20 protein-coding genes are annotated in these 20522 nt (G+C 59.1%); 9 read left to right on the top strand and 11 right to left on the bottom strand.

Annotation, left to right across the window (positions count from 1 at the left end):
* Positions 1-4 precede the first annotated feature (4 nt).
* Both ACR3E7_RS03585 and ACR3E7_RS03580 read left to right on the top strand, forming a co-directional pair.
* Complete coding sequence (locus tag ACR3E7_RS03585; protein WP_170769459.1) at positions 5-1297, top strand: O-acetylhomoserine aminocarboxypropyltransferase/cysteine synthase family protein; 1293 nt, start codon at positions 5-7, stop codon at positions 1295-1297.
* A 3-nt stretch (positions 1298-1300) separates the two neighbouring features.
* Positions 1301-2011: a GNAT family N-acetyltransferase gene (locus ACR3E7_RS03580; RefSeq protein ID WP_480503362.1), complete on the top strand. Its 711-nt coding sequence runs from the start codon at positions 1301-1303 to the stop codon at positions 2009-2011.
* A 2-nt stretch (positions 2012-2013) separates the two neighbouring features.
* On the opposite strand, the gene ACR3E7_RS03575 is transcribed toward ACR3E7_RS03580, so the two are convergent.
* Entirely contained in the window at positions 2014-2709 is a 696-nt protein-coding gene (locus ACR3E7_RS03575) for an SIMPL domain-containing protein (RefSeq protein WP_170784450.1), read from the bottom strand.
* Positions 2710-2919: 210 nt separating this feature from the next.
* Between ACR3E7_RS03575 and ACR3E7_RS03570 the strand changes: the two genes are divergently transcribed.
* Positions 2920-4773, top strand: a complete 1854-nt coding sequence (locus ACR3E7_RS03570) for a hypothetical protein (RefSeq protein ID WP_480719390.1) — start codon at positions 2920-2922, stop codon at positions 4771-4773.
* Positions 4774-4819: 46 nt separating this feature from the next.
* On the opposite strand, the gene hppD is transcribed toward ACR3E7_RS03570, so the two are convergent.
* A complete protein-coding gene (gene hppD, locus ACR3E7_RS03565) occupies positions 4820-5917 on the bottom strand; it encodes a 4-hydroxyphenylpyruvate dioxygenase (protein WP_480502998.1) in 1098 nt (365 codons plus the stop codon).
* 146 nt (positions 5918-6063) lie between these two features.
* On the opposite strand from hppD, the gene ACR3E7_RS03560 reads away from it, so the two are divergent.
* Both ACR3E7_RS03560 and ACR3E7_RS03555 read left to right on the top strand, forming a co-directional pair.
* Complete coding sequence (locus ACR3E7_RS03560; protein ID WP_480503000.1) at positions 6064-6519, top strand: Lrp/AsnC family transcriptional regulator; 456 nt, start codon at positions 6064-6066, stop codon at positions 6517-6519.
* Between the two features lie 14 nt (positions 6520-6533).
* On the top strand, positions 6534-8414 hold the full coding sequence (locus tag ACR3E7_RS03555) for a monovalent cation:proton antiporter-2 (CPA2) family protein (RefSeq protein ID WP_170788501.1): 1881 nt from the start codon (positions 6534-6536) through the stop codon (positions 8412-8414).
* Between the two features lie 25 nt (positions 8415-8439).
* Here ACR3E7_RS03555 and cobT read toward each other — a convergent pair whose 3' ends face one another.
* Positions 8440-9453 (bottom strand): nicotinate-nucleotide--dimethylbenzimidazole phosphoribosyltransferase, encoded by a 1014-nt coding sequence (gene cobT, locus ACR3E7_RS03550; RefSeq protein WP_480503001.1) that lies wholly within the window; start codon positions 9451-9453, stop codon positions 8440-8442.
* A gap of 79 nt (positions 9454-9532) precedes the next feature.
* On the opposite strand from cobT, the gene cobS reads away from it, so the two are divergent.
* The gene (gene cobS, locus ACR3E7_RS03545) at positions 9533-10297 is read left to right on the top strand and encodes an adenosylcobinamide-GDP ribazoletransferase (RefSeq protein WP_480503003.1); all 765 of its coding nucleotides are present in this window, start codon (positions 9533-9535) and stop codon (positions 10295-10297) included.
* Here the strand turns inward: cobS and ACR3E7_RS03540 are convergent.
* From ACR3E7_RS03540 to ACR3E7_RS03515, 6 genes are all read right to left on the bottom strand, one after another.
* Positions 10294-11064, bottom strand: a complete 771-nt coding sequence (locus ACR3E7_RS03540) for a potassium channel family protein (RefSeq protein WP_170769450.1) — start codon at positions 11062-11064, stop codon at positions 10294-10296. The two genes, cobS and ACR3E7_RS03540, sit on opposite strands and share 4 nt — an antisense overlap.
* A gap of 103 nt (positions 11065-11167) precedes the next feature.
* Positions 11168-11677: a CarD family transcriptional regulator gene (locus tag ACR3E7_RS03535; protein WP_170381457.1), complete on the bottom strand. Its 510-nt coding sequence runs from the start codon at positions 11675-11677 to the stop codon at positions 11168-11170.
* Between the two features lie 286 nt (positions 11678-11963).
* A complete protein-coding gene (gene fdxA / locus ACR3E7_RS03530) occupies positions 11964-12302 on the bottom strand; it encodes a ferredoxin FdxA (protein WP_170769449.1) in 339 nt (112 codons plus the stop codon).
* A 66-nt stretch (positions 12303-12368) separates the two neighbouring features.
* On the bottom strand, positions 12369-12734 hold the full coding sequence (locus tag ACR3E7_RS03525; protein ID WP_170769448.1) for an RNA-binding S4 domain-containing protein: 366 nt from the start codon (positions 12732-12734) through the stop codon (positions 12369-12371).
* Between the two features lie 6 nt (positions 12735-12740).
* Positions 12741-15554: a helicase-related protein gene (locus tag ACR3E7_RS03520; protein WP_480503005.1), complete on the bottom strand. Its 2814-nt coding sequence runs from the start codon at positions 15552-15554 to the stop codon at positions 12741-12743.
* Between the two features lie 16 nt (positions 15555-15570).
* Positions 15571-16140, bottom strand: coding sequence for a tetratricopeptide repeat protein (locus tag ACR3E7_RS03515; RefSeq protein WP_480503006.1), 570 nt, complete (start codon positions 16138-16140; stop codon positions 15571-15573).
* A gap of 70 nt (positions 16141-16210) precedes the next feature.
* Here ACR3E7_RS03515 and ACR3E7_RS03510 point away from each other — a divergent pair, with 70 nt between their 5' ends.
* The 3 genes from ACR3E7_RS03510 to ACR3E7_RS03500 all read left to right on the top strand — a co-directional run bounded on the left by ACR3E7_RS03510 (position 16211) and on the right by ACR3E7_RS03500 (position 19354).
* A complete protein-coding gene (locus ACR3E7_RS03510) occupies positions 16211-16501 on the top strand; it encodes an SCP2 sterol-binding domain-containing protein (protein WP_170769445.1) in 291 nt (96 codons plus the stop codon).
* Complete coding sequence (locus tag ACR3E7_RS03505; protein ID WP_170788494.1) at positions 16501-17466, top strand: alpha/beta fold hydrolase; 966 nt, start codon at positions 16501-16503, stop codon at positions 17464-17466. The genes ACR3E7_RS03510 and ACR3E7_RS03505 overlap by 1 nt, the downstream gene beginning before the upstream one ends.
* Positions 17467-17533: 67 nt before the next feature.
* On the top strand, positions 17534-19354 hold the full coding sequence (locus tag ACR3E7_RS03500; RefSeq protein WP_480503007.1) for a M3 family oligoendopeptidase: 1821 nt from the start codon (positions 17534-17536) through the stop codon (positions 19352-19354).
* Here ACR3E7_RS03500 and ACR3E7_RS03495 read toward each other — a convergent pair whose 3' ends face one another.
* Both ACR3E7_RS03495 and ACR3E7_RS03490 read right to left on the bottom strand, forming a co-directional pair.
* Positions 19355-20230 (bottom strand): DMT family transporter, encoded by an 876-nt coding sequence (locus tag ACR3E7_RS03495; protein ID WP_480503008.1) that lies wholly within the window; start codon positions 20228-20230, stop codon positions 19355-19357.
* A gap of 15 nt (positions 20231-20245) precedes the next feature.
* Positions 20246-20515, bottom strand: a complete 270-nt coding sequence (locus ACR3E7_RS03490) for a DksA/TraR family C4-type zinc finger protein (RefSeq protein ID WP_170352835.1) — start codon at positions 20513-20515, stop codon at positions 20246-20248.
* Positions 20516-20522 lie beyond the last annotated feature (7 nt).

Genomic DNA, 20522 nt, shown 5'->3' with positions numbered 1-20522 from the left:
GACCATGTCTGACGGCCCCACCTACGGCTTTGACACGCTTCAGATTCACGCAGGCGCCCGGCCCGATCCGGCCACAGGCGCGCGCCAGACGCCGATCTATCAGACCACGGCCTATGTCTTTCGTGATGCCGACCACGCGGCCGCGCTGTTCAACCTGCAAGAGGTGGGCTTCATCTATTCCCGTCTGACCAACCCCACCGTCGCCGTGCTGCAAGAGCGCGTGGCAACGCTTGAGGGTGGCGTGGGCGCTGTCTGCTGCTCGTCAGGTCACGCGGCGCAGATCATGGCGCTGTTCCCGCTGATGGGACCGGGCTGCAACGTTGTGGCCTCGACCCGCCTGTATGGTGGCACGGTCACGCAGTTCAGCCAGACCATCAAACGATTTGGCTGGTCGGCCAAATTCGTCGATATGGACGACCCCGAGGCTGTAAAGGCCGCGATTGACGAAAACACCCGCGCTGTGTTCTGCGAATCCATTTCGAACCCCGGTGGTTACGTCACCGATATCCGTGCGATGGCAGATGTTGCGGACGCGGCGGGCATTCCGCTGATCGTCGACAACACCTCGGCCACGCCATACCTGTGCCGCCCCATCGAACAGGGCGCGACATTGGTGGTGCATTCGACCACCAAATACCTGACCGGCAACGGAACCGTCACAGGCGGTTGCATCGTGGATTCGGGTAAGTTCGACTGGTCGGCGAATGACAAGTTCCCTTCGCTCAGCGAACCCGAACCCGCCTATCACGGGTTGAAGTTCCACGAGACTTTCGGGCCGCTGGCCTTCACCTTCCACGGTATCGCCATCGGTCTGCGCGATCTGGGCATGACCATGAACCCACAGGCGGCGCATTATACGCTGATGGGGATCGAAACCCTGTCGCTGCGGATGGAGCGTCACGTTGAGAACGCGCAGAAGATTGCAGCCTGGTTGGAGGCCGATGACCGGGTGGATTACGTGACCTATGCGGGCCTACCCTCGTCCCCCTACCACGACCGGGTCAAGGCGCAGTACAAGAAAGGCGCTGGTGCGCTGTTCACCTTTGCAGTCAAAGGCGGCTATGATGCCTGCGTCAAGCTGGTGAACGCGCTGGAAATCTTCAGCCATGTTGCGAACCTCGGCGATGCGCGCTCGCTGATTATCCATTCGGCCTCGACCACGCACCGGCAGTTGACCCCTGAACAGCAAGAAGCTGCAGGGGCAGGTCCCGGCGTTGTACGTGTCTCGATCGGGATTGAGGATGCAGATGACCTGATCGCTGATCTGGATCAGGCTCTGTCCAAAGCCACCGCCTGAATGATAACGGACCACCGAACCAACGCCTTTGGCCAACCCATCGGCGCGCCGGTGTCGGGTGAGTTTCCACGCCCGATGCCCCCCCGCATCGATATGCCGGGGCGGTTTTGTTCAGTGGTTCCTTTGGATGCGAAACAGCATACATCCGGCCTCTACCGGGCGTTTGCGCAGGACGAAGACGGTCGGAACTGGACCTACTTGCCAGAAGAGCCGATCACATCCGAGCCCGCGTTCTCGGACTGGATGAAACAGGCCGAACGCAGCGCGGATCCGATGTTTCACACTGTTCTGGACGCAACCGGCACCCCGTTTGGCCACGCAACCTATTTGCGTATCACCCCCGACGCCGGCGTCATCGAAGTTGGCTATATCCATTTCTCACCCTTGATGCAGCGCACGCCCATGGCGACCGAAGCGATGTATCTGATGATGCGGCGGGTTTTCGACGAACTGGGCTATCGCCGGTATGAGTGGAAGTGCGATGCGTTGAACGCGCCGTCGCGCAGCGCGGCCGAGCGGCTGGGCTTCACCTTCGAAGGAATCTTCCGGCAAGCAACCCATTATAAAGGACGCAACCGGGACACCGCGTGGTATTCGATTCTGGACAGCGAATGGCCCCGTATTCGATCGGCTTTCGAGGCATGGTTGACCCCTGAAAACTTCGACCAGACGGGCCAGCAGCGCCAGTCACTGCAAGCCCGCGCATCACGCTGAGCTTACTGGGAAATCCCAAACTCCATCGTGACATTGACCGAGACCGAGACCTCGCCTCCTGCCACCGGAATTCCACCTGCATCCGCCGCCGCGAATTCGCGCATCTGGGCCGCAGGCCGGATGCCGCCGACCTGCTCGCTGATCTGCTGAACAGGGCCCAGTGTGACCGTGGCTGCCTGCGCCAGTTGCTCGGCCTTGGCTGTCGCCTCGGCCACGGCTTTGGCACGCGCCTCAGCCTCCAGCGGTTTGGGGTCTTGAATACCAAAGCTGAGACCGCCGAAATCATTGGCCCCGTCTTGGATGACCGCATCCATCACTGCGCCCAACTGCGTCAGATCACGCACCCGCACAAACACGCGGTTTGAGGCTGAAAAGCCCGAGATTTCAGGCCGTTCTCCAGCTTGGTTGCCACGGCCCGCCCAGACCGGTGACAGTGACAGATCGCGGGTCTGCACATCGCGCGCGTCGATCCCCATCTGGTCCAGCCGTGCCAGGATTTGCGACACAGCATCTGACGTGGCCTTCATCGCGGCAGCGGCCTGCGCATTCTCATTGGTAACGCCCAGAGTAATGGTGGCCATGTCCGGTTCAGCCAGCACAGTGCCTGCTGCGCTAACGGTGATGCGACGTTCTTCCGCATGGGCTGCGCCAACCGCGGTTGCGGCCATCAAGGCCGCCAGAAAAGCGAATTTCTTCAAGGTCTTCCCTCCGATTTCGTTACTGTCAAGATGGGGTGGCAAGGGTCTGCCGAACAAGGGGGAAACCCGGCTTTTTCTTTCCCTCGGCAAGATCCTGCTTTAATGTCGGTCTGCGGACGGGATGCCTGTCTGTTTTGACCCTGATAACTATGGTTCGTCCGGCTTATGAAACCTGCCTTTGAGCTGATTTTTTCGTCTACCGGAATCTCTTTGCACCATTTGGCCAACAATGACTCGTTTTGGCTTGGTGATGTGTTCGTGGATGAGCCGGATCTGGGCGCGCAGCTTGCCACGCTACGCGACAAGGCCTTTGCGCTTGAGACGCAGCTGAGCTGTACGCTGGTGCTGCCGAAAGATCAGGTACGCTATCTGGCTGTCGACGCCGATGGCGCGGACGGATCTGTTGAGACGGCTCTGACAGGCGCGACGCCCTACACACTGGACGAACTGGTCTATGATACCGCGACAAGGGACCAGATCATTCACGTCGCCGCTGTGGCGAAACAGACGCTGACCGAAGCCCGCGAGTTTGCCACTGAACATGGATTCGTACCGGTTCAGATCACGGCACCAACCGATGGTGAAGACTATCCCGAAGCGCCTCAGTTCCTGTCACCCGAGCCTATCGCGGCACCCGTTCCCGACACTCCACAACCAGCTGTGCATGTCATAGCGGCCTCTCCCGCTGCTGCGGATTTCCGGTCGGTCCCTGAAGCCGAGACTCGGTCCATTCCGTATGCAGCGAACCTGACGCAATATACGGTTCCCGCAGCAGTCGCAGGTGTTGCAGCGGTGGCCATTTTAGTCTGGGCGCTTGGCGGCAGTCCCGACGACGAAGTCCAAGAGACGGAAATCGCCCAAATCGAGGTTGATCCCGAGATTGCGACCGCCCCGCCTGAACCATTGGAATCTGTGGAGGCCGATCCGGATGTGACGGACTTCGAGGAACCCGAACCAGATGAACCGCGCGCGACAGAAACGGTCGTAAGTGACCCCGTTGAAATAGAAACCGCCGCGTCCGAACCAATTCCGGCCCCTGCCGAACCAGAAGAACCTGCGCTTTCCGCCACAGATGTCGCCATCCTCGAGGCGCTGAAAGTGGCGCCCACCGTTGTTGAACCGATCGCGCCCGAACCTGAGCCGCAACCGCTGCTGCCTGCTGTGCGGTTTGAAACACCTCAGCCCCTGAACAGCCCCGTCGCTGTTGAGGCCGAAGATATCTATCTGGCCTCCATCGACCCGTCGGACCTGTCTCGCGACGCGGTTGCCCTGCCGCAAGTCGCAAGGTTTGACACCGATCTGGAATTCGACCCGGTCGCGCAACCATCGGCTGCAGGCACCCGATTTGAGTTGGACGAGCGCGGCTTGGTGACACCCACTGCCGAGGGCACGTTGAACCCGGACGGCATTGTCGTCTATCTCGGCCGCCCGTCGAAAGTACCCCCGGATGTCCCCGTGCGGTTCGAGGAAGAGCCTGTCCCTGATGAGGCGACATCGCGTCTGGCCGAGCTGCGGCCAAAGCCGCGCCCCGAGAACCTGATCGACCAGTTCGAGCGCCAGCAGCTTGGCGGGCGCACATTGCAGGAATTGGCAGTCTTGCGCCCCAAACTGCGACCTGCATCCCTGAAGCCGCCAGAGATTGACTACACACCCACCGCACTGGCCGTAGTTCGCGTCCCGCGCCCTAAACCGCGCCCTGCCGGGGCAGCTCGTAGCGCGCGTGTTAACACTGTGAATTTGGGATCGACCGCCGCCGTTGCGCAATCCGTTGACGAGGCGGAGTCCTTCCAGCCCAAAGCGGTCGCGCCAAAAATCCCGTCCTCTGCTTCGGTCGCGCGGCAGGCGACAATCGATAACGCGATCAACCTGCGCAAGCTGAACCTGATCGGAGTCTATGGGACGCCCGCCAACCGACGCGCCTTGGTGCGTCTGCCCAGTGGGCGCTACAAGAAGTTGAAAGTCGGAGACAGGCTGGACGGCGGCAATGTGGTGGCGATTGGCGATTCCGAACTGCGCTATCAAAAACGCGGCCAGAACGTAACATTGCGGCTGCCCAGAAGTTGATCACCGGGGGCGCAGGCCGCCCCCGAGATCAAGTTAAGACACAGGATCAAGCGGCTGAAATTTCACCGGATTCGATTTGTTCGCGCTCGATGGATTCGAACAGAGCCTGGAAATTTCCTTCACCAAACCCGTCATCTCCTTTGCGTTGGATAAACTCGAAGAAAATCGGACCGATCACGGTTTTCGAGAAGATTTGCAGCAAGATCCGGGTTTCGCCCCCGTCCAGCACGCCCTCGCCGTCAATCAGAATGCCGTGTTTCATCATCCGGTCCAGCGGTTCTTCATGGTCGGCCACGCGGTCCTTGGACATGTGGTAATAGGCTTCGTTCGGGCCCGGCATAAACTTCAGACCCTTTTCGGCAATCGCATCGGTCGAGGCATAGATGTCCTCGCTGCCGACCGCGATATGCTGAATACCCTCGCCTTTGTATTTCTTGAGGTAGGACACGATCTGGCCCGTCTCGCCCCGGTCTTCGTTGATAGGAATGCGGATACGGCCGCAGGGCGATGTCAGCGCGCGGCTATAGAGCCCGGTGAACTTACCCTGAATGTCAAAAAAACGGATCTCACGGAAGTTGAACAAATCGCCGTAAAATTTGAACCACTTGTCCATATTTCCCTTGTAGACGTTGTGGGTCAGGTGATCGAGGTAATAGAACCCGTCGCCGCGCGGCTTGGACTGTTCGGTCCAGGTAAACTCCTGATTATAGGGCGAGGTGTCGTAATATTGGTCGATGAAATAGATCAGCGATCCGCCAATCCCTTTGATCGCAGGCACATCCATCGTTTTATCTGCGGCGTCATAGGGCTCGGCGCCCTTGCTGACGGCATGCTCGAAGGCTTTTTTCGCATCCACAACTCGCCAGCCCATCGACGGGGCGCAAGGGCCATGTTCTGCGACAAACTTGGCGGCAAAGCTCTCGGGATCCGCGTTGAGGATATAGGTCACGTCGCCCTGCTGCCACAGCTCGACCGAGGGCTTGTCCTTGTGGTGGCCGACCAACTCAAACCCCATCTTGGCGAACAGGTCTCGCAGTTCCTGTGGCTCGGGGTGGGCGAATTCGACAAACTCGAACCCGTCGGTTCCGGCCGGATTTTCGGGGCCGATGACAGATTTCGGGGCGTTATGTGGGAAGGGTCCCATGGCGCGTCTCCGTAAAAACAGGAATTTCTTTGCTGATTCCAAAATAAGTCTTATTCAGCGCTGTTTCTGCGCATTGTTTTCGGGTAAACTAAGTTCAAGTGCGAAAAAACCGCACGTTTTGATGATTTTATGAGGAATTTGCGCAGGTGTTGGATTCAATAGACACACGGCTTTTGTCGGCGCTTCAGACAAATGCGCACCTGACGGCCCATCAATTGGGTGAGATGCTGAACCTGTCGCCCAGTCAGGCCGGACGCCGCCGTCAACGGCTCGAGGCCGAGGGGTATATCACCGGCTATGCCGCGCGGCTGGACCCACTGAAGTTGGGCTTGCAGGTGCAAGGTTTTATCCAGGTACATTTGGGCACCCATGGCCCCGAGCAATCCGAAAGTTTCGCCCGTTTGGTTGACACTCGACCCGAGATCACCAGCGCCTGGACGATGACCGGCGAGGCTGACTATCTGCTGCATGTATATTGTGACGATCTTTCCGCGCTCAATCGCTTGCTTCATCAAGTGATACTGCCGCATCCTGCGGTAGCACGGGTGCAAAGCCAGATCGTGATGGACCAACTCAAACGCGATGCGCCCCTGCCCACCTGACCCGAGAGGATAATATGGACGATTTCCTATACCAGGCTTCGATCTATCTGGCGGCTGCCGTGATCGCTGTGCCCTTATCGGCGCGCCTGGGTCTTGGGTCGGTATTGGGATACCTGGCCGCCGGTATTGTCATCGGTCCGATGTTCGGACTGGTGGGGGCCGAGACCGAAAGCCTGCAACATGTTGCCGAATTCGGTGTTGTCATGATGCTGTTCCTGATCGGGCTGGAACTGGAGCCTCGCGCCTTGTGGGATATGCGCGAACGGCTACTGGGTCTTGGTGGGCTGCAGGTTCTGTTGTCCACTGCGGTGATTGCTTGCGTGGCCATGTATGCCAACCACCCGTGGTCGGTGGCGCTAGCTGTCGGGTTGACCCTGTCATTGTCCTCAACCGCGATCGTGCTGCAAACCCTGTCGGAAAAGGGGTTGATGCAGACAAATGGCGGCCGAGCGACGTTCTCAGTTCTGTTGACGCAGGATATTGCGGTGATCCCGATGCTGGCCTTGCTGCCTCTGCTGGCGCTGCCTGCGGTGCCTCACATCCAGAATGACGGATCTATCGAGCGGGGAGCGGCAGACCTGCATGACAAGGCGCATCACAGCCTGTCTCTAGTGGATGGGCTGCCGGGCTGGGCGGTAACGCTGGTGACACTAGCCGCCATCGCTTTCGTCATCCTTGCCGGTATCTACCTGACCCGCCCCTTGTTTCGCTTCATCCATGCCACCCGCCTGCGCGAGATGTACACGGCGCTGGCGCTGATGATCGTCGTGGGGATTTCCTTCCTGATGACGTTGGTCGGCCTTTCGCCCGCCCTTGGCGCGTTTCTGGCGGGTGTAGTTCTGGCAAGTTCGGAGTTCCGCCATGAAATGGAAAGCGACCTGGAACCGTTCAAAGGTCTGTTTTTGGGGTTGTTCTTTATCACCGTGGGGGCCGGGATTGATGTCGCCTATTTCTTCAACGACCCGTTTGATCTGATAGGCCTCGCCCTTTTGGTCATTCTGGCCAAAGGCATCATCCTGTTTCTGGTTGGCCGTGCCTTCAAACTGCGCGGGCGCGATCATTGGCTATTCACCTTGGGTTTAGCGCAAGCGGGTGAATTTGGCTTTGTTCTGCTGGCCTTCTCAACACAGCAAAACGTCATCCCGCCCGATCTGTCACAAAAGCTGCTGATGATCATCGCCCTTACAATGTTGATTACGCCACTTTTGTTCATCATCTACGACCTGCTCTCGCGCCGGATCAGCGATGGCGGACCCGTCCCCGAACCCGATGAGATCGACGAGAAAGGCCCGGTGATCATCGCAGGTATCGGTCGGTTTGGTCAGATTGTGAACCGGCTGGTGCGTGCCAGCGGGTTCAAGACAATCGTTCTGGACCACGATATCGAAACCATCCAGCTGATGCGTCGGTTTGGCGTCAAAGGGTTCCTGGGCGATCCCACCCGCCCAGAACTGCTGCGTGCCGCCGGGTTAGAGAAAGCCTCGGTTCTGGTCGCTGCGATGGATGACCCCAAGACAGTCACGCGGCTGGTCAGCTTCGCCCGCCGCCAGCGTCCCGACCTTCATATCGTCGCCCGCGCTCATGACCGAACCCATGTGTACGAGCTGTATCAGGCCGGGGCCAATGACATCGTGCGCGAGATGTTTGACGGATCGCTCCGGGCTGGACGCTATGTGCTCGAGAATATCGGCCTCAGCGACTACGAGGCGGCGCAGGCCGAGCAGACCTTTTACCACCACGACCGGACCGCTGTTCGGGAATTGGCCGAACTGTGGATCCCCGGGATGCCCACCGGTGAGAACAAGAAATATATCGATCGGGCCCGGCAGCTTGAAAAGGACTTAGAGACCGAGCTGTTGGAACTGGCCGAGAAACACGCCCAGAAATCAGCCTGACCGTTCCCCGGTCAGGCCCTTCAGCTTAGCCGTCCGACACGCCAGCTTCAGCAAAGGTTGCCATACCGGAATGACAGGCGACAGCGCTTTTAACGATATTGATCGCCAAAGCACCACCAGACCCTTCACCCAGACGTAGGCCGAGGCTGAGCAGCGGCTCTTTGCCAAGCTGGGCGAGCACCGCGCCATGCGCGCCTTCAGCGCTTTGATGGCCTGCCACGGTGTGATCCAGCGCCCCGTCGACCGTGCGGGCCAGACAGGCCGCAGCAGCTGAACAGATGAACCCGTCCAAAACAACCGGAATGCGCAGGATGCGGGCGGCAGCAATCGCCCCAGCCATGGCCGCAATCTCGCGCCCGCCCAGACAGCGCAGCACCTCCAACCCGTCGCCCGAGCCGCCATGCAGGGCTACGCCCTCTGCCACCACACGGGTTTTGTTGGCCAGCCCAGCATCGTCCACGCCGGTTCCACGCCCAGTCCAATCGGCGGCTTCGCCTCCGAACAGGGCGCAGGCAATCGCGGCGGCGGGGGTGGTATTGCCAATCCCCATCTCGCCCACGACCAGCAGGTCAGCTTCCGGGTTCACTGCGTTCCAGCCGGTTTGCAGCGCACGCAACAGTTCGTCCTCGGACATGGCCGGACCGGTGGTGAAATCCACGGTCGGACGGTCAAGCTCCAGCGCGTGCACGTCCATCGTTGCTCCCGCCGCTTTGGCCAACTGGTTGATCGCCGCGCCGCCATGTTCGAAATTCATCACCATCTGCACGGTCACTTCGGGCGGAAAGGCCGAAACGCCCTGCGCCGTAACACCATGGTTTCCGGCAAAGACAATGACCTGCGGCGCATTGATCTGCGGCCGCGCGTCCCCACGCCAGGCCGCATACCAGATCGCCAGATCTTCCAGCCGCCCCAGCGCACCTGGAGGTTTGGTCAATTGTCCGTTCCGGTCCGCGGCACCCTGACGGGCGTCGCCATCGGATCCGGGCGCATTAGAAAGGGCGTCACGAAAAGAATTCAGGTCGGTCAGGTCTGGCAGCATCCAAAGCCTCGTTGCATCAGAGTGGTCCTGTGTGTTTAACCGAAGCGACCAAAGCAACAAGACCCTGAAAGGCGCGGGAGTGCTAAAAAACGACACCAAACTCATTTCCCACTGGGATATACTGCTGGCACTGGTCCTGTTGACGCGTTTACCGATCCCGCGCCTGCCCGAGGATGCTTTTGATCGTCAGGTCTTGGCCGCCTGGGCGTTTCCGTTCGCCGGTTTCGTTGTCGGCGCTCTGGCCTGTGCGGCGGGATGGGTCGGATCGGCTTGGGGCCTGCCCCCGTTGGCCTGCGCCGTCATACTGGTTGCAGTGCTGATCCTGTGTACCGGGGCCATGCACGAGGACGGGCTGGCTGACACCACAGACGGGTTCTGGGGCGGGTTTGACCCGGCCCGACGTCTTGAGATCATGAAAGACAGCCACATCGGCACTTATGGCGTTCTTGCCCTGATCTTGTCGCAAGCCCTGCGCGTTGCGCTGTTCGCCCCCTTGCTGGCAACTGGCGCTTTCGGAGGCATACTGACTGCCTGCATCCTGTCGCGCGCAATGATGCCGATATTGATGACTGCCCTGCCCAACGCCAGAAACGCCGGTCTGAGCCATTCGGTCGGCGCTCCCCTGTCGTCCACTACTGGGATTGGGGCTGCCTTTGCCCTCGCAATGGCCCTGATCTTGATTGGTGCCACCGCATTTAAGGCTTTGATTGTCGCCGCTATTGTTACGTTCGCCATCGGTTTGGTCGCCAGATCCAAAATTCGGGGACAGACCGGCGACGTGCTGGGCGCAACGCAGGTGATGACCGAGCTTGCCATTCTGATAGCGCTGGCGGCGGCGCTTTAGGACGCGCCTCCAGTTTCGATCCGCAACACTTCGCCGCAATGTTTGCAGTGCACAGCGTCTGGGTCGTGTCGATACAAGCCGCAGCTTCGGCATTTGTGCCGTACTTTTTGTGGCATGAAAATCGCCTGCGCCAGCCGCACGAACAGCGCCACCCCAACCACCATGATAAAGACCGAAATCAGCTTACCGCCCGGTGTGTCCAGCGTGATGTCGCCGAACCCCGTTGTCGTCAGCGTCGCCATGGTGAAATACAAAGCGTCAATATAGGGGGTCTGGCTGTCCTCGGGGATGAAAAAGACCAGAACGGCAGTCGAGGTCACGAATACAAAGACCAGCAAATTGATGGCGGCAATAACCGCGTCTTCATGGGTGCGGAAATATTGGACGTCGCGGCGCAGATCGCGCAGTAAGTGAAAGGAATGGATCAGGCGCAGAGCGCGCAGAATCCGCAGAAAGGCCAGATTGCCCGAAAGGAATGGGTCGAGCATTAGCGACACGATCACAACCAGATCGGCCAGGGTGTAAATCTTGAAGAACAGTTTGCGCCGGTCCCGCGCGATCCATAGGCGCGCCGAAAAGTCCAGCAGGATCAGGAACCCGACGAACATGCTGGCGATCGTGATCCCAGGACCGTGTGAAATATGCGCAGTGGCGACAAAAAACACGATTGTCACCGCGTCGAACAGGATCAGCCCGTAGCGGAACCAGACCGAAACCGGGTCATGTCCGATATAGAGATATTTGAGCGTTTTCTTTATCTGGGCCATCTAGACGCCTCTACCTATTGGGAAAATACCCCCAAACGAAGAGGTAGAAAATAAAAAAGGCCGCCCCCAACAGGAGCGGCCCAAACTATTCAAAGCAATGCGATCAGGCAGCGCGCGAGGTCAGCACCTCATCCACCTGCTTGGCGGCCGACACTTCACCGGCGCCGGATACGGCTGCAACTTCACGAGTCAGACGTTCCAAGGCAGCTTCATAGAGCTGACGCTCGGAATAGCTTTGTTCGCGCTGATCGTCAGTGCGGTGCAGGTCGCGGACCACCTCTGCGATCGAGATCAGGTCGCCCGAGTTGATTTTCTGTTCATATTCCTGCGCCCGGCGCGACCACATTGCGCGCTTCACCTTGGCCTTGCCCTTCAACGTCTTCATCGCCTGAGAGATCACGTCGGGCGAACTCAGCGACCGCAGACCGGATTCGGTCACCTTGTTGGTCGGCACCCGCAGGGTCATCTTGTCTTTCTCGAACGAGATCACAAACAGCTCAAGCGAATACCCGGCAACTTCCTGTTCCTCGATCGAGATAATCTGACCCACACCATGCGCGGGGTAGACCACATAATCGTTCGGGCGGAACTCAAGCTTTTTCGACTTAGACATTCAGGTTCATCCTTGGTTAGCAGAGCCAGACAAAAAAACGACAAAACACCCCAAAACCGTGCCTTGAAGGCCCGGTCAGGCAGTTTGTTTGTCAAAAAATTAGAACTCCAAAGCGTCCATACTTACGGAGTCATCCCCAGCTCAGTCATCATTCAGCTACGAAGTATATCACAAAAATGCGACACACAAAAGCGCTACCGACCAATGAGCCGATAAAATCATTATTAAACATAAGGTTGCGGCGTTGTTTCGGCATCTAAACCACTGGGTTCAGAGAGCGAATCGCTTAGCCACCTTCGCCGGGCGCTTCAGAGAAGTACTTCTCCATCTTGCCTTCTTCGCCGTCGCGTTCCTCGGCTTCTGGCAAGGGGTCTTTTTTGGTCACGATGACCGGCCACATTTCCGAGTATTTTCGGTTGAACTCGACCCATTCATCCATACCCGGCTCGGTATCGGGGCGGATTGCGTCGGCGGGGCATTCGGGTTCGCACACGCCGCAGTCGATGCATTCATCGGGGTGGATGACCAACGTGTTCTCACCTTCGTAGAAACAATCCACCGGGCATACTTCGACACAGTCGGTATATTTGCAGCCAATGCAGTTTTCAGTGACAACGTAGGTCATGGTCGGATTCCCGTTTGCGCTTTGGGCGTCTAGCTAAATCAGTATGGCGTCAGCTTCAAGATAGGATCAGCTATCTTGATTGCGAGAAAGATCAAGCGCGCGCCGATCTTTCTTGGTTGGACGACCTTTTCCTTCAAAGCTTGGATTTTGCAGCGGCTTGTCCTGCTTTTCGGTCAAATCCGTATATAGCGTTTGTGCCTCGGGGGCCGGACCGCGCCGTTCACCCAGTTTTTCCACCCGCACAACACGCACAATGCGGCCCTGAGGAAAGGTCAGAACATCGCCGGGGTTGATAGCTGTCGCCGGTTTCAGAACCCGGTTGCCGTTGACACGCACATGGCCGCCGCTGACCTGTTTGGCGGACAGGCTGCGGGTCTTGAAGAACCGCGCCTGCCACAGCCATTTGTCGATCCGCAGCTTGGCCTCGGACATCCGTGCTTAGTTGCCGTCCTTCAGCCCCATCAACGCAGCGGCGAAGGGGTTGTCGGGATCAATGGCTTTCTCTTTCTTGGGCGGTCGGGACGAGAAGGATTTCGCGCCCTGCGGTTTACCACCCTTCTTGCCGTGCGGCTTGCCGCGACCGTCCTGAGGTTTGCCACGCGGCTTGCCCTTGCCCTGCCCCTGTTCGCGGCGCGGGCCACGACTCTGCTGGCGCTGACGGCCCCATGTGAAGGTGTAGAACACTTCAACTTCAGGCTCATCGCTTGCGAGTTCTGCGGCAGGAGCCTCGGCTGCTGCCTCGGTGCTTTCGGTGGCCTCGGCTAGCGCCTCGGCGGGTGCGGGCGCATCGTCTGTCGCAACTGCATCTGCCGGGGTTTCCTCAGCAGCAGGTTGCTCGGGCGCTTCCGCCGCAGGTTGTTCCGCAAGCGCGGCTTTGACCTTTTCACGCTCACCCCGATCGGCCTTATAGCCCAAGCCCTGCATCAGGTCGGCAAATTGTTCCAGCGTCATACCGGTGATCGAGAGCATGTCGGGCTTGGCTTCGAACCCGCCCCGGCTGTCCTCAGACCGCAGCATGTCTGCCAGACGTTCCAGCATATCAATACGGATCGAGCGCTCACCGGCGTCGCGGTAACCGCACATGGTGTCATACCCTTGCGGCGCGTCCTTAGCGACGGGGACCGTAACCAGTCCCGGAGGCGGCGCTTCAGGGAATTCCTGCAAGCCGCTGGACAGCGCCCACAGAACCAGACGCAAGCGCGTCGGCGCGGGTTTCAGCAGCAGCGGCATGAAGATCGTGAATTGACCGAAGCGGATGCCGTGCTTGCGCAGCGCACCGCGAGCGTCCTGATCCAGATCCTTGACCTCTTGCGCGACCTGCGCACGCGGCAAGATGCCCAATGCCTCGACCATGCGGAATGCAAAGCCCTTGGCCAGACCGCTGAGTTCCTCGTCTCGCGACAGGTTCAGCAGCGGTTCAAACAGCGCGGCCACCTTACGGTCAATGAAATGCTGCAGCCGGCGCTGCACCTTCTGTTCGACATCGGGGCCTGCGGCTTCGTCTACGAAAACCTCGACCATAGGCTTGAGCGGCTCGGCCCCGGCAACCAGCTTGCCAACGGCATATTCGCCCCACATCAGGCCACCTTGTTCGGTGAAATCAATTTCGGTATCGGGCGCGTTGTAGAAGCGGTCGGCACGCAGATGGAATTGCGGCGCGAGAGCTTGCAGCGAAGCCGATCTCAAGGCTTTCGCCTCGGTCCCCTGCGCAGCTTTGTCCGGACTGAACCGGAACCCTTCCAAACGACCGACGAATTCGCCTTCGACGGTCACTTCACCCTTGTCATTTACTTCGGCCAAAAGGGCCTCCTTCTGTTTGAGCCGCCGCAGCAAAACGGATGTGCGCCGGTCCACAAATCGTTGGGTCAGACGGTCATGTAATGCATCTGACAGCCTGTCTTCTACAGTGCGCGTTTCCTCACGCCAATGGGATTCGTCACGCACCCATCCGTTTCGTTGCGCAACATATGTCCAGGTGCGAATATATGCCAGCCGTTTGGACAGCGCATCAATATCTCCGTCTGTCCGGTCAATCCGGCGGATTTGCCGCGCCATGAAGTCATCAGGGATCGACTGGCGTTCGTGCAGATGGCCGTAGATCACCTCGAGCAGGCTGGCATGTTCCGAATGGCTGATGCCGCGAAAATCGGGGATTCGGCATACATCCCACAACAAGCGGATGGATTGCGGATCGCTTGCGCGGGCCATCACTTCGGTCACTTGCGACAGGGATTTCAGCACGTTCAGATCGTCGGCGGGCCGCGCTTTGAGTAGGTTTTCATTGTCCGGGCTGACTTCAAGCGAGTTGATCAGCGCCTCGATGGATCCGAACCGCAAAGCGGCATTCCGCCAGTTCAGCTTTTTCATCGGCGTAAAGCGGCTGTCCATGATGGCCTGCGCCACACCGTCATCCAGCGGCGGGGCCTCGCCCGTAACACCGAACGTGCCATCCGACATGCCGCGCCCGGCCCGGCCGGCGATCTGGGCCAGTTCGTTGGGGGCAAGTGGCCTCATCCTCCGACCGTCGAACTTGGTCAGCGAAGAAAACGCGACGTGATTCACATCCAGGTTCAGGCCCATCCCAATTGCGTCGGTGGCGACCAGATAATCCACCTCACCATTCTGATAGAGATCGACCTGCGCGTTCCGCGTACGCGGGCTGAGCGCCCCCATCACCACGGCCGCCCCGCCCTTTTGACGACGCAGCAGTTCCGCGATGGCATAGACGTTATCAACCGAGAACCCGACGATGGCGCTGCGTGGAGGCATCCGGCTGATCTTTTTCGACCCGGCATAGACCAGTTGAGACATCCGTTCGCGCCGCACAAACTGTGCCTCGGGCACTAGCGCTGATATGGGACCACGCATGGTGTCCGAGCCTAGGAACAGCGTCTCGCTTGTGCCGCGCGACCGCAACAGACGGTCTGTGAAGACATGGCCGCGCTCGGGGTCGGTACACAGCTGGATTTCGTCGATGGCCACGAAATCGGCGCCCATACCCTCGGGCATCGCCTCGACCGTACAGACCCAATACTGGGTGCGTGGCGGCACGATGCGCTCTTCGCCCGTGACAAGCGCCACGACCGACGGCCCGCGAATGGCGACGATCTTGTCATAAACCTCGCGCGCGAGCAGACGCAGCGGCAGGCCAATGATACCGGTCCGGTGGCCCAGCATACGTTCAATCGCGTAATGCGTTTTGCCTGTGTTCGTCGGGCCCAGTACGGCCACGATTCGGGATGACCCGCTCACTCTTGCCCCCTGCCCCTTAGAGGGCCGAGCCCTCGACCTGAGGCTTCAGTCGATTCACCGCATTGGTTACTTCTTCATGATGGGGATGTATAGCCAATGCGCGCTCATAGGCTTGCAGCGCCTTATCGGGCTGACCCACGATTTCAAAGATCAATCCCAATCCGTAGATCGCCTCGTAATTGTTGGGGTTCAGCGACAGGGCATATTCCAGATCCGCCGCCGCCATGCCAAAGCGTTCGATCCCGAAAAAGGCCGACGCCCGCACATGCCATCCTTCGGCGAAGTCCGGGGCGTGATCAGTCAACGCTGTTAGATGTTCGATGGCGGCCTTGGTATCGCCATCCTCCAGCGCCTCGCGTCCTCGTTCCAACAACAGGTCTGCCGAAGCCGACCCTGACAGGGACCAAAGCGACTTGAGTTGACGATCGATGCCAATCGCTTGATCAGGTGTTGATTGCGCCAATTGCTGCAATAGCTCGGCTTCATCCCGCGAGTCGGCCTGCTGTGCAAGACAAGGGATGGAAAACGTGACTAGGAGCGCGGTTGCCGCGACGATACCTTTGAGATTGATGCTTGCAATGCTCATAACAACGTTCAGTGTAGCGTAGCGCAGTGGGATGTCCATTCCCTGCGCTCAAATCAAAGTGAGGAGAACCATGAGCGACACTCTGGAAAAAGCCGCAGCGGCGCTGAACGAAAAACTGGCCGACAGCGGCTTTGGCGCATCCGCCAAGTTCGCCATCGAAGGCCTGGGTGCAATCGTATTGGACGGCAGCGGCGCGCGCGTCAGCGACGAAGAGGCCGACGTCACCATGAGCGCGGATGTCGACACGTTCGAACAAATCCTCAGTGGTGAGTTGAACCCGACTGGTGCTTTCATGTCCGGCAAGCTGACCGTCGATGGTGACATGGGTGTCGCCATGCAACTGGCATCGGCGCTAGCCTGATGAACGCGTCACCGGCCCCCTTGTTCGAAGACGTGGCCGGTGCCCCAGCCGGCGGACAGGCCCACTGGTTGAACACCACGGATAATGTCCGCATTCGGGTGGCCCATTGGCAACCTGAAACCAACAGCAGCGGCACGGTGTTCATGTTCCCTGGCCGCACGGAATATATCGAAAAATACGGCGATACCGCGAGCGAATTTGTCGGTCGTGGCTTTGCATTCCTGACAATCGACTGGCGAGGTCAGGGGCTTGCGGATCGGTTGCTAGATGACCCACGAGTCGGTCATGTCGATACGATACCGGATTATCAGAAAGACGTTCAGGCCGCGCTGAACCTTGCTATTGAGCTGGACCTGCCAAAGCCATGGCACCTCATCGGGCATTCGATGGGCGGCGCCATAGGGCTGCGGGCCGTGATCGAAAGCGATCACTTCGCTACATGTGCCTTTACCGGGCCGATGTGGGGGATTTTCTTTACTCCGCTGATGAAACCGCTCAGCCGGTTGACCGCCTATTGGGGGCCTCGGTTGGGGTTGGGGGAAAAGACTCCACCGACCACATCGCTAGAAAGCTATGTGCTGTCGCAACCGTTCGAAGGCAACGTGCTGACCCGCGATCCGGCGATGTACAAGATGATGCAAGATCAACTGAACGCGCACCCCGAGCTAACGCTGGGCGCGCCCTCCACCATCTGGCTGCGCGAGGCGCTGGACGAATGCGCGTGGCTGATGGACCAACCCGCGCCCAAGACCCCCTGCCTGACTTTCCTGGGAACCCATGAACAAATCGTGGACCGCAAGGCCATCCGCGCCCGCATGGCCAACTGGCCCAGCGGCACGCTGGTGGAAATCCCCGACGGCGAACACGAGGTTTTGATGGAAGCGCCTGAGGTCCGAGGCCCCGTTTTCGACCAGTTGGCGGCGCATTTCATGGCTGCTGAACGCGAACCCGCCCTGTCTGACTAACACCCCGCTTGTGATCCCTGCCCGGCGCGCCTAGATGTTGGCGAAAGCTATTATTTCGAGGTGATCCATGCGCGACCTTCCCTTCCCCGTCCGTGACGCAAATGCAGTCGGCGGGTCCGACAATCTTGGCAACCTGCCGGAATGGGACCTGACGGATCTGTACAGCTCGGAAGAGGCGCCGGAACTGTCGCGCGATCTGGACTGGCTTGAAGGCGAATGTGCGTCCTTTGCTGCAGACTACGAGGGCAAGCTGGCCGATCTAGATGCCGATGGACTGCTGCAATGCGTCCTACGAAACGAAAAAATCAACGCCATTGCCGGGCGGATCATGTCCTTCGCCGGTCTGCGGTACTACCAGCTGACCACCGATGCGGACCGCGCCAAGTTCCTGTCGGATATGCAGGAAAAGATCACCATCTTCACCACGCCGCTGGTGTTCTTCACGCTCGAGCTCAACCGTATCGACGATGACGCGCTGAAAGCCCGGTTCGACGCCAACGCGGATCTGGGCCGGTACGAACCCGTCTTCCGCCGCATCCGCGCGATGAAGCCCTATCAACTGTCGGATGAGCTGGAGAAATTCCTGCACGATCTGGGTGTTGTCGGCGATGCATGGGAACGTCTGTTTGACGAAACCATCGCCGGTCTGACCTTTGATATCGAAGGTGAAGAGCTGAACATCGAAGGCACCCTGAACCTGCTGACCGAGCAGGACCGGAGCAAACGCGAGACCGCCGCCCGCGAATTGGCGCGGGTGTTTCAGGACAACGTCAAAACCTTTGCCCGCGTTCACAACACACAGGCCAAAGAGAAAGAAATCGTAGATCGCTGGCGCAATATGCCAACCGCTCAAACCGGTCGCCACCTGTCAAACGACGTGGAACCTGAAGTGGTTGAGGCTCTGCGCGAAGCTGTGGTTGCCGCTTATCCTAAACTGAGTCACCGCTACTACGAGCTCAAGCGCAAATGGCTGGGGCTGGACGTGATGCAGGTCTGGGACCGCAACGCGCCCTTGCCGATGGAAGACACGCGCATCGTCGGCTGGGACGAGGCCGAAAAGACCGTGATGGATGCCTATAACGCGTTTGACCCGCGCATGGGCGAAATTGCTGCCCCCTTCTTCAGCAAGGGCTGGATTGATGCGGCCGTGAAGCCGGGCAAAGCGCCGGGTGCATTTGCCCACCCGACCGTGACCGACGTGCACCCCTACGTGATGCTCAACTATCTGGGCAAACCGCGCGACGTGATGACCCTGGCGCACGAGCTAGGTCATGGTGTCCACCAAGTACTGGCCGCCGGTCAGGGCGAGATGCTGTCCTCTACCCCACTGACACTGGCCGAAACGGCCTCGGTCTTTGGTGAGATGTTGACCTTCCGCAAGATGCTGGATCAGGCCGAAACCCCCGAACAGCGCAAAGTGCTGCTGGCCGGTAAGGTCGAGGACATGATCAACACGGTCGTCCGCCAGATCGCGTTCTATGATTTCGAATGCAAACTCCACGCCGCCCGCCGCGAAGGCGAGCTAACGCCCGACGACATCAACGCCCTGTGGATGAGCGTTCAGGCCGAAAGCCTTGGCCCGGCATTCGAATTCATGGACGGGTACGAGACTTTCTGGGCCTATATCCCACACTTCGTCCACTCGCCCTTCTACGTCTACGCCTACGCGTTTGGCGACGGATTGGTGAACGCCCTCTATTCCGTCTACGCAAGCGGGTCCGATGGGTTCGAGGACAAGTATTTCGACATGCTGCGCGCCGGTGGTTCGATGCACCACAAGGAATTGTTGGCCCCATTCGGGCTTGACGCCAGCGATCCCAAGTTCTGGGACAAGGGCCTGTCGATGATCTCGGGCTTTATCGACGAATTGGAAGCGATGGAGGGCTGATCATTTCTGGTTTTTGGTGGTCAAAAACACGGCCGCCACGATCAGCACACCACCAAGGGCTGCAATCGGCGTGATTGCGGCCCCCAGAAACAGCGCCGAATTGACAAAGGTGAACACGACCGAGGCCGCAAACATCAAGGTTGCGGTCAATGTCGAAACCCGCGCAGCAGCCTCGTACCACAGGTAATAGGCGCAGGCGGTCGGCAGCACGCCCAGCAAGATCAGGAACACCACGTCATTGGCGGACGGAACCTGCATCGAAAACGCGGCCAGCGGCAGCAGAAGCGCCCCGGAACACAAGAAGATGCCGAACAGGAAATTCAGCCGCTCTCCGGTCGATTTCGAATTGCGCATAGCCCGACTGCTTGAGATCAGGAAGACTGCCCAGCTTAGCCCGGCTCCGATTTCAAGAATATCCCCGAATAAGGGCTCTCCGCCTCCCTGAAAATCCCTGAAAACGGTCAGAAAAACGCCCAGAATGGCCAAAACTGTGGCCAGAACATCGGTTCGCGTAACCGGCGTATCCGCAAAGAAATAAAGGAAAACCAGCACGAAAAAGGGTGCCGTGTTCTCCAAAACCATCGCATTGGCCGCGCCGGTATGTTCAAGCCCGATGTGGAACAGGATATAGTTCACGACGGTCGACAATACGGCAAGACGGAAATTCCAGTCACCCAACCGGACTGAGACGGACACCCGCATCAGACGCAACATGCAATAAATCGCCAACGCCGCGATGAACAGGCGCGAGACCGCGATTTGCAACCCGCCCAGATCGCTGGTCAGATAGCGCACGATGACGCTATGCGTACCCCACAAGAACGCAGCCAGGAACCCAAGAACCAATCCATTCTGCAACAGGGGCTGTTTTGGCATGGGCACAGGCATGGGTTATTTCAACTGACTGTCCTTGGACCCGCGTCGATTGATCCCGGACCGCGCTTTGAACGCGCCATCCCTATCCTGCTGGCAATCCAGACAGAGTTTCACCCCCGGCAGGGCAAGTCTGCGTTTCTCGGGGATCGGCTCTTCGCATTCTGCGCAATGGGTCAGGCTTTCGCCCTGAGGGCGCTTTTGCGCCTGCATCCGGGCCAGTTCGTCGGATATCGACGCCTCGATCTGTTCACTCACCGCGCCATCACGCGCCCAGCCGCCTGCCATTGTCGTC

It is taken from the genome of Ruegeria sp. BK1 (assembly GCF_056535645.1).
Note: the sequence above shows the minus strand (reverse complement) of the source record. Positions and strands in the feature narration are given on the sequence as shown.